Here is a 2568-nt window from a genome sequence, read left to right as displayed (position 1 = left end):
TTTTTGAGTCAGCCTCTTTTGACTGTCATTTATTACGACACGTGTCGTTGCTCCTGAGAGGAATGTGCCAATAGCTGGCGAGCCGGTTGCCACATCAACAAAGAGAGGGCTCCTGCGAGCGCATAGACAAGCTCGATCGCAAACATATCGGCAAGCCATCCGAACAATAGACTGCCGAGGCAGAAACAGAGTGCATAAACGGTTTGTTGCACGCTATAGACATACGGTAACCGTTCGAGTGGTGTCGTCTTTTGCAACAACGTATTCAGCTCAATCGCCCGGACTTGACTCGCAAACCCTTGGATCAGACAAGCGATCACGGCAAGTGTGACGATTGGAGCGAAAGCAAACAAGAAGGTCGCAACAATCGAAAAGCCGATGCTGCGATAAAGCAACGAACGCGTTCCACGACGACGTAACATCATGTAACTACCGGCGATCATGCTCAGCAGATAGAAGGCATTTAGAATGCCCCACCAGCGTTCCGATAGCTGGAAATGTGTATCGATATAGACGAGAAACAGAGCAGAAATCCAAGCCGTACTGACGAACGCATCGATTCCGACGAGATACGTGTTGGCTTTCGCGAATGGATGCGCTCGCGTGTAGCGAATACTCGACCGGAAGGAAACGTCTTCCCCTTCCATCGAAGGGTCGGGTAGAGAGCGAACGCTTCGATAGAACAGATAGCTGATGAGACTCGCACCTAAAAACAGACCGGCCGAGACGGACAAGACGGAAAGCGGCGATAACCAGCTGACCAGAATGGCGCCGAGCGGCCACATGATGAGCTGAATCACTTGATTCGTACCTTGTACGAGACTGTTAGCCTTTTGGACATCCTGACACAGTCGAGGGATGAAGGCACTTTCGATCGGACGAGCAAATCCGTCGAAGAAAGCGATACATCCAACGAGTGCGAGGATAAGTGGCAGTGGTAAATCAAGCCCCCAGATGATGCCTAAGAGAATCGTCTTGAGGAGTTGACTGCCGAACAACAACGAGGCATGGGGAACACGTTGAGCGACTTGGGCGAATAAGAAGCCGCTTCCTGTCATGCCTGCTGTGACGAGAACAGGAAACAGGGCAGCGAGACTCGCTTGCCCTGTCGTTTGATAGATCATCGCGATCAGGGAGACGATATAGAGCGCATCTCCCGCATTCGCAATCCATTGACTGACCAATAAAAGCGTAAACCGGTTCATTCTGAAGGACCTCCATATCGTACGTATTTAGTTAGGAGTGAGAATTCAGAATGACTTACATTGGACGCCCTCATTTCATGTTTTTTTCTAGTGTAAGAGGAAAAAAATGGATTGTCAATCAGAATCGTGACGGGAGTTCCGGGCAACGAGTGTAAAGGGATCGACCATCGACGTCGCAGCGGCTTCGTCTTGAGCACGAGATGCCGATAGCTTGATTGGTTTTAGTTGCTGGCGGAAGCGGAAAGCCCGTTCGAGTCGACTCATGAATAGATTGCTGAAAAAGACGACTAATGCTAGCCCAATCAGTGGAACAAGGAACATATGATTGAGCCAAGACGTCGCTGAAAACTGGTTATAGTAATAACCGAACATCGAGGACCACTCAAAAATCGTTGGGGCAGTTCCTACATATAAATTAACCGTTCCAGCGAAGAAAATTTTGAAAAGTGATAAGTGAACGAGTAACATCAACGTTTGGATGAACTGTTGCATAAAAACGATTGTCAACGTTGGAACAAGATGTGGCCAAATGTGGCGTCTGAACCGATGCCACGGACTGCCACCAAGCGTTTGGGCGACAATCATGAACTCTTGACTAAGTAACTGACGGGTCTCAGCAATCAGATAAAGCGATAAAGAGGGGAGACCAAGCAAAATCAAGACGATCAACTCGAACGATACACGGTCGAACAACGGTGGGATAGCAGTCGAATCAAAGAACGTAAGTGATGGAAGCAAAATGAGCAACGCGACAAGAGAGAGCGGTAAAACTAAAAATCCATCAAGAATAAGTTTTAAGTATCGATTGACGCGAGCACTTCTAAAAGCTAGCGGAATCGCAATCACTAGCGAAAGAAACATTCGACCGAGCGCAACAATCATACAAATACCGGCTGTCCATTTAAATCCTTCAATCATCAATTGAAAGAGGTCATAGCCAGAGCGGTCTGTACCGAGCCATTGATCACTTGACGGTTTTAGTGGTGACGTCGCAAGGAACGTACCGTCTTCAGCATACCGGTTCGAGATTTGATCGACTTGACCATCACGGAAGATCGTATTTCCAAAACTAAGGAGCAGTAAACCAGTGAGTAAAAATAAACATAACCAGAAGACAGGATCTCGCATCAAAGTACGACGCATCAAATCCCCCCTTTCCAGGCGTTAGGAATAAGCCATTCTGCCAACAAATCAATGATGAAAATCGGCAGATAGATTAAGAACAAGATGACCATCAAAATCGGCATTTGTCCATTATAAAAGACGAACCGGAACATACCTTGCACTTCGAACGTGTATTCAATGATCACGAGACTCGATAAGACCGTAATGATGTTCGCTCGGAAAAACAGATAAAACCGAT

2 protein-coding genes and 1 pseudogene are annotated in these 2568 nt (G+C 47.2%); all 3 read right to left on the bottom strand.

Annotated features, from left to right (window positions below; genetic code table 11):
- Window positions 1–32: 32 nt before the first annotated feature.
- Window positions 33–1205, bottom strand: a complete 1173-nt coding sequence (locus tag B3M90_RS06540; RefSeq protein ID WP_290755721.1) for an MFS transporter — start codon at window positions 1203–1205, stop codon at window positions 33–35.
- Window positions 1206–1319: 114 nt separating this feature from the next.
- A complete protein-coding gene (locus B3M90_RS06535) occupies window positions 1320–2348 on the bottom strand; it encodes an ABC transporter permease subunit (RefSeq protein ID WP_290755719.1) in 1029 nt (342 codons plus the stop codon).
- Window positions 2348–2568: pseudogene (locus B3M90_RS06530) on the bottom strand (ABC transporter permease); the annotation flags it as partial. The gene B3M90_RS06535 and the pseudogene B3M90_RS06530, both read right to left, overlap by 1 nt.

It is taken from the genome of Exiguobacterium sp. UBA6309, from assembly GCF_002439205.1.
Classification (GTDB): Bacteria; Bacillota; Bacilli; order Exiguobacteriales; family Exiguobacteriaceae; genus Exiguobacterium_A.
The sequence above is the reverse complement of the archived record's forward strand: the minus strand, read 5'-3'. Positions and strand labels throughout refer to the sequence as shown.